This window comes from Rhodoferax sp. UBA5149 (assembly GCF_002413825.1).
GTDB lineage: Bacteria > Pseudomonadota > Gammaproteobacteria > Burkholderiales > Burkholderiaceae_C > Rhodoferax.
This window is the reverse complement of sequence record NZ_DHXT01000094.1, coordinates 3,576-10,220: the sequence shown is the minus strand read 5'-3', so window position 1 is coordinate 10,220 and position 6,645 is coordinate 3,576. Positions and strand designations below refer to the sequence as shown.

Below are 6,645 nucleotides of genomic sequence, written 5' to 3'. Positions count from 1 at the left end.
TGGCTCAATATTCAATCGGCGCTGACAAGACATGGCTTACTCCGTTGGATGTGAAACTGCAGGACTTTGTATGCGAACGCGGGTCGTCAGGGGAAACCGAGATATGGCAGGGTCACGACGTGACCGGGTCCAGTTGCTCCGTCTCACGCTGCGCGAGCACTTCTTTGACCGTGAGCATGGCGTTGATGGCGGCTGGGAAACCGGCATAGGCGGCAACGTGAATCACGGTCTCGATCAACTGCTCGCGTGTGCCGCCCACATTGAGCAGACCGTGCACGTGCACCTTGAGTTGAGGCGCTGCGGTGCCCAAGGCCGTCAACGCCGCGACGGTGATCAACTCTCGCTGCAACAGATCCAGACCCGGGCGGGTGTAGATATCGCCAAACCCAAACTCGATGATGAAACGGCCCAGGTCCGGGGCCACGTCGGCCAATGAAGCAATCACCTGTTCGCCCGCGTGACCATCGATGTGCATAAGCGCATCCCAGCCTTTGCGAAATCGCTCGGCCTCAACGGGGGGAGGCACGGCCTGCGTTGCAAAGACCAGGCCCCGGTCTTCAAACACTTCCTTGGCCGCGAACACGCCATTCAGTCCCGCAGGAAAGCCAGCGTACACAGCCAGGTGCAACATCAGTTCGATGATCTCGGTGGCACTGCATCCCACGTTCAACGCGCCGGCAATGTGAAACTTCAGTTGAGGGCGGGCGTTGCCCAGGGCTGCGAGCATCGCAACAGTGACGAGTTGTCGGTCCCGCAGGTTCAGGTGGGGCCGTGTGTAGATCTGGCCGTAGACGAAGCTGATCGCCAGGCGGGCAAGGTCGGGAGCGATGTCCGAGAGGCTGTCGATGATTGAGGGCCGGTCGGTTGCCTCGATCCTGCGCAGTTGGTCGAGTCCGGCCTGGTAGTTGGAGTTGTCCATGGGTGTTTCGGTGTTGGGCATGGACGCAACCTTAGCGGCGTGGGTTGCGTTAGGCTATGTCATTTTTTGCTGATACCTTTCAAGCATCAGAATCACCATTGGAAAGACGACATGCGCAATCCACTCAAACTGCGACAACTGAAGTACTTCGTTGCGGTGGCCGAAGAGTTGAACTTTAGGCGAGCGGCGCAGCGGCTGTTCATCACTCAGCCACCGCTGAGTCGCCAGATCAAGATGCTCGAAGACAGCCTGGGTGCGCCCTTGTTCGAGCGCAGTCGACAGGGCGTGCGCCTGACTGATGCCGGTACCCGCTTTCTCTCGGACGCGCGATCACTCATTCGCGAGGCGGACCAGGTGCTGGGGCGGTTCGAACCTCAGGACGCCCCGGCTTTGGCTGAACTGAGCGTCGGCATCACCACTGTGATCGATGCCAGCCTGTTCGCATGGGTTGAAGCTGCCTTTGCGCAACGGTTTCCTGAAACTCGATTGACGGTGAAACGGCAGAACTCGTCGCAGTGCATCCGTGACCTGAACCGCGGGACTCTGGATGCGGCTGTGATCGGTCTACCGTCGCATGCCGAGGGTTTGACCACGGAGCATTTGTGCGATGAACCGATGGTGGCATGCATCCCTGCAAGTCACGCCGCAGCCAAAAAGCGACAACTGTCAGTTCTCGATCTCGCGCAAGACAGTCTGTTCTGGTTTGATCGAAAACTTAATCCGGCTTACTACAACCACTGTGAGAAAGTCTTTGAGCGCTTGGGATTTCGGCCTGAACGGGTGCCTGAACCATCCGATCACCACGTGTTATTAGGCCTGATCGCTAACGGTCAAGGTGTTGCGTTGATCCCGAGGTCCTTGAAGGCCATGACCCGCAAGGGGATCGTGTACAAAAGCCTTCTGGAAGGGGAGCAACTTCGCATCAGCGTAGGGGTTGCCTATCGCGTGGGAGAAGTCTCCAAGACCGTTGCGGCGCTGATTGGCTTGCTCAAGGAGCGGGTTGAAGGTCATGCTTGACGGAATGGGCGTGCCCCATTTCATTGATCATCTGTGATACTTTGGCGCGTGATGGCCAACATTGACCGCAACCAGGTGGCTGGCGTGGAAAAGGGGCCGAACACCGAGGCTGGCGTGCGTGCCCTGGACCTCAACCCGGAGGCCATGGCGGCGCTGCTGGCGCAAAAGTCGGTCAGTTTTCTGGCGGATGAGCATGTCTGGCTCAATCCGCGCACCGGCCGGGCATGGGGAACCGATGCCCAGATCCGCAAAACCTTGTGGCAGCCGCTGCTGCTGCGGGCTGGCGTGCGCTACCGCAACCCCTATCAGGCGCGGCATACCTATGCCAGCACCCTGCTGACGGCCGGCACGAACCCATGGTACGTAGCCCAGCAGCTTGGGCATGTCGACGTCCAGATGGTGTTCAGGATTTACGGCAAGTTCATCCCGCAGGACTACCAGAAGCCCAAGGCGGCGTTACGGACGGTGGGTAATGAATAGCCGCGTGCGAATATCGGCGCGAATTACGTGCGAATGCAACGCCAATGAACGACGGTTTAAAGCAGGTTTTGAGGTTAGAGGGAGAACCTACGCCAATAGTCTTGTCTTTCATTGGCGTAGGTTGTCTTTTATGGTGGAGCTGGGGGGATTTGAACCCCCGTCCGCAAGCCTTGTTCGGGCAGATCTACATGTTTAGTGGTCTGATTTGAGTCTCGCCACCTGTGTCGCGCAGCCACACGCTACACAGGACGCCAGCACCCTATTTTCTTGCCCCGGGTTAAGGTACCCAGCCCAGAGCCAGCCGATGAAATTATCTTTACAGCCGGGAGCCTCTAACTTGCGTTAAAAACCCCTTGCCCAGCCCATCGGCCTGCTGTTGTAAAGCTCACTGGCAATTAAGCAGCGAGTGCGAAACGTTCGTCGTTTGCAGTTAGTTTTTTTGAATCAGATTAACGAGCACATTCAGCTCGACATGCACCACACCGCGTCCGAACCCACGTCGAAACCAATGCAGCCCCAAGTCGCCTATTTTAGGCCTTTGCCAGCAATTGCAATAGGGCCCCCGGAGAATTAATGGTGGCATGCGCGCCCCACTGGCTTGGGTCGGCTGTTTGACCCAGGTAGCCGTAGGTGGCCGACACCGTCGCCATGCCGGCCGCCAGTCCGGCCACGATATCCCGTTCGTCATCGCCCACATACAGGCAGTGCACCGGGTCAATGGCAAGTCGCCTGGCGGCCTCCAACAAGGGCTCAGGGTGAGGCTTGGCATGGGGCGTGGTGTCACCGCTGATCACGGTCCGGGCCGAGGCAAACAGCGGCATGGCGCGGGTCAGGGGACCGGTGAAACGGGCGGATTTGTTGGTCACAACGCCCCACGGGAGACCGAGCGCCACCAAATGGGCAATCAATTCCGGCACACCCTCAAAAGCGTAAGTGCGTTGCGTCATGCAGCGCTCGTAATTCGTGAAAAATTCTTCCCGCAAGGCGGCAAAATCCGCGTGCTCGGGCGTCAGGCCAAAAGCCACGCCAATCATCCCGCGCGCTCCGGCACCAGCCATCGGACGATAGTGCGCCAGTGGCAATGAAGGCAGACCCCGGTCCACACGCATTTTGTCGGCTGCAGCGCCCAGATCGGGCGCGCTGTCAATCAGGGTGCCATCCAGATCGAAGAGCACGGCCTGTGCCTCGGCAAACATTCCGAAATTCCCCGTCACAGGGTCACACTGCGGGCTTTTGGGTGGCAAACAGATAGTTCACGCTGGTGTCGGCGTTCAACCAGTAGCGCCGGGTCAGCGGGTTGTACGCCATGCCGCGCGTGTGTCGCAGATCAAGGTCGGCCGATCGGCAGTAACTTGCCAACTCGCTGGGCCGCAGCATCTTGGCGTATTCATGGGTTCCGCGCGGCAGCATATTAAGCACGTACTCAGCGCCCACAATGGCCAGCAAAAACGATTTGGGATTGCGGTTCAGGGTGGAAAAAAACACCCAGCCACCCGGTTTGACCAGCGCGGCGCAGGCCCGAACCACCGACGCCGGGTCTGGCACATGCTCCAGCATTTCCATGCAGGTCACCGCATCAAAGCTGGCGGGCTGTTGCTCCGCCAATGCTTCGACGCTGACTTCCCGGTACTGCACATTCGGGGTTTGCGCTTCCAGGGCATGCAGCTGGGCCACCCTGAGCGCCTTGGCGGCCAGATCAATGCCCGTCACCTGCGCGCCTGCGCGCGCCATCGAATCCGCCAGAATGCCGCCGCCACATCCGACATCAAGAACCTGCTGGCCCTTCAGCGGACAAAGACTGTTGATCCAATCCAGTCGCAAAGGATTGATTTGATGCAGTGGACGAAACTCGCCGTCCATGTCCCACCAGCGGTGGGCCAAATCGGAAAACTTGGCCAGTTCGGCCGGATCAGCGTTCAATGTTGAAGTCATGGGGAGATTATCGACAAAATATAAGGTCCATGGCCTGGAGACCCAGAACAAGGTCAACTGAAACAAAAAAACCTCGCCAAGGCGAGGTTTTTTTCGAAGCAGTCTTTTTAGACCGCTTCCGGGCGTAAACGCCAATTACTTGCCGACGGCGCGGGTACCAACCACTTCGATTTCCACGCGACGGTTCTTGGCTTGACCTTCTTTGGTCTTGTTGTCAGCCACAGGCTGCTTCTCGCCTTTGCCTTCGGTGTAAACGCGGTTTTTCTCGATGCCCTTGGACACCAAGTAAGCCTTCACAGCTTCTGAGCGGCGGACCGACAGCTTCTGGTTGTAGGCATCGGTACCAATGGAGTCGGTATGACCCACAGCAATGATGACTTCCAGATTAATACTCTTAACCTTGCCAACCAGGTCATCCAGTTTGGCTTTGCCTTCAGGCTTGATCACGGACTTGTCGAAGTCAAAGAATGCATCCGCAGCGTAGGTCACTTTGGTGGCTGCGAGTGGCGCCGGTCGCGCAACGGGCGCAGCGGCAGGCGCAGGCGCTGGAGCAGCCTTGGGAGCCATGTGAGCCGGTGCAGCAGGTGCAGCGACAGGGGCCACGATGGCACCATCGCAACCGACAGCCGCCGTAGCGGGTGTCCAGTTGGCATCACGCCAGCACAGACCTGTGGAATTTTTCCAGGTATCACCGGCAGCATCGCGCCAGTTGTCAATCGATTGTGCACCGGCAACAGTTGCGAGTGCTGCGGTTGCAATCAACATTGCCACTTTGTTTAATTTCTTCATGGTTCTCCTTGTGGGGAAAAAAGCCGCAGCAGCGCTGCGAATATTTGTAACACGCTCTAAATGCCCATCATCTAAAACGTTATTGGCATTGTGCCACAGCGAGATTCGGCCTTAAACCCCAAACCGGGTCATAGGCATTTCCACCACAAAAGCCGTGAAAAATGCGCTTTGTCGTTGCGAATAAGCAACAAGGCCCGCCCTTAGAATCGGAGGTTGCCTTTGACATAGCCCTAGCCACGACCTCCCATGACCCAGTTCGCCAAAGAAACCCTGCCCATCAGTCTTGAAGAGGAGATGCGCCGGAGCTACCTCGATTACGCCATGAGCGTGATTGTGGGCCGTGCCCTGCCCGACGCGCGGGACGGCCTGAAACCGGTTCACCGACGCGTGCTGTTTGCCATGCACGAGCTCAACAACGACTGGAACCGGCCGTACAAGAAATCGGCCCGTATTGTGGGTGATGTGATTGGCAAGTACCACCCGCACGGCGACAGCGCGGTGTATGAAACCATCGTGCGTATGGCGCAGGACTTCTCTCTACGCCACATGCTGGTGGATGGCCAGGGCAACTTCGGCTCAGTGGACGGCGACAACGCTGCAGCCATGCGTTATACCGAAATCCGTATGTCCAAGATCGCGCATGAGTTGCTAGCCGATCTGGACAAGGAAACCGTCGATTTCGGCCCCAACTACGACGGCAGCGAGCAAGAGCCACTGGTCATGCCAGCGCGCTTCCCCAATTTGCTGGTGAATGGCTCCTCCGGCATTGCGGTGGGCATGGCCACCAACATCCCTCCGCACAACCTGAATGAAGTGGTCGACGGCTGCCTGCATTTGCTGCGCAACCCGGACGCATCCATCGACGAGTTGATGGAAATCATCCCGGCGCCCGACTTCCCGACGGCGGGCATCATTTACGGCATCAACGGCGTCAAGGACGGCTACCGCACAGGGCGCGGACGCGTTGTCATGCGCGCCAAATGCCACTTCGAAGACATTGACAAGGGCCAGCGACAAGCCATCATCGTGGATGAGTTGCCCTACCAGTGCAACAAAAAGACCTTGCAGGAGCGCATGGCCGAGCTGGTGCACGAGAAAAAGATTGAGGGCATCAGCCACATCCAGGACGAGTCGGACAAGTCCGGCATGCGCCTGGTGATCGAACTCAAGCGCGGCGAAGTGCCCGAGGTGGTGCTCAACAACCTGTACAAGCAGACGCAGTTGCAGGACACCTTTGGCATGAATATGGTGGCGCTGATCAATGGTCAGCCCAAACTGTGCAACCTCAAGGACCTGATTGAAGTCTTCTTGGAGCACCGGCGTGAAGTGGTGACGAGGCGCACCATCTTCAACCTGCGCAAGGCGCGCGAGCGCGGCCATGTGCTCGAAGGCCTGGCGGTGGCGTTGGCGAACATCGACGAATTCATTGCCATCATCCGCAATGCCCCGACGCCACCGGTGGCCAAGGTCGAGCTGATGGCCAAGCCCTGGGACAGCAAACTGGTGCG

7 protein-coding genes and 1 other RNA gene are annotated in these 6,645 nt (G+C 58.3%); 3 read left to right on the top strand and 5 right to left on the bottom strand.

Features of this window, described 5'->3' with window-relative positions; translation table 11 throughout:
* Positions 1-112: 112 nt before the first annotated feature.
* Positions 113-940 carry a carboxymuconolactone decarboxylase family protein gene (locus tag B3V69_RS08115; protein WP_296445463.1) on the bottom strand — a complete coding sequence of 276 codons (828 nt, stop codon included), beginning with the start codon at positions 938-940 and terminating at the stop codon, positions 113-115.
* A 90-nt stretch (positions 941-1,030) separates the two neighbouring features.
* On the opposite strand from B3V69_RS08115, the gene B3V69_RS08110 reads away from it, so the two are divergent.
* Together B3V69_RS08110 and B3V69_RS08105 are read left to right on the top strand one after the other, a co-directional pair.
* A complete protein-coding gene (locus B3V69_RS08110; protein ID WP_296445462.1) occupies positions 1,031-1,936 on the top strand; it encodes a LysR family transcriptional regulator in 906 nt (301 codons plus the stop codon).
* 51 nt (positions 1,937-1,987) lie between these two features.
* A complete protein-coding gene (locus B3V69_RS08105; protein WP_414707490.1) occupies positions 1,988-2,416 on the top strand; it encodes a tyrosine-type recombinase/integrase in 429 nt (142 codons plus the stop codon).
* A 131-nt stretch (positions 2,417-2,547) separates the two neighbouring features.
* Here B3V69_RS08105 and ssrA read toward each other — a convergent pair.
* The 4 genes from ssrA to ompA form a co-directional block, all read right to left on the bottom strand.
* Positions 2,548-2,934, bottom strand: a transfer-messenger RNA (tmRNA) gene (gene ssrA, locus B3V69_RS08100).
* A gap of 12 nt (positions 2,935-2,946) precedes the next feature.
* Positions 2,947-3,612, bottom strand: coding sequence for an HAD-IA family hydrolase (locus tag B3V69_RS08095; protein WP_296445460.1), 666 nt, complete (start codon positions 3,610-3,612; stop codon positions 2,947-2,949).
* A gap of 22 nt (positions 3,613-3,634) precedes the next feature.
* Positions 3,635-4,348, bottom strand: a complete 714-nt coding sequence (ubiG, locus tag B3V69_RS08090) for a bifunctional 2-polyprenyl-6-hydroxyphenol methylase/3-demethylubiquinol 3-O-methyltransferase UbiG (protein WP_296445457.1) — start codon at positions 4,346-4,348, stop codon at positions 3,635-3,637.
* A gap of 135 nt (positions 4,349-4,483) precedes the next feature.
* Positions 4,484-5,137 (bottom strand): outer membrane protein OmpA, encoded by a 654-nt coding sequence (gene ompA, locus B3V69_RS08085; RefSeq protein ID WP_296445455.1) that lies wholly within the window; start codon positions 5,135-5,137, stop codon positions 4,484-4,486.
* A gap of 246 nt (positions 5,138-5,383) precedes the next feature.
* Between ompA and B3V69_RS08080 the strand changes: the two genes are divergently transcribed.
* On the top strand, positions 5,384-6,645 hold a 1,262-nt coding region (locus B3V69_RS08080; protein ID WP_296445467.1), incomplete at its 3' end, for a DNA gyrase subunit A.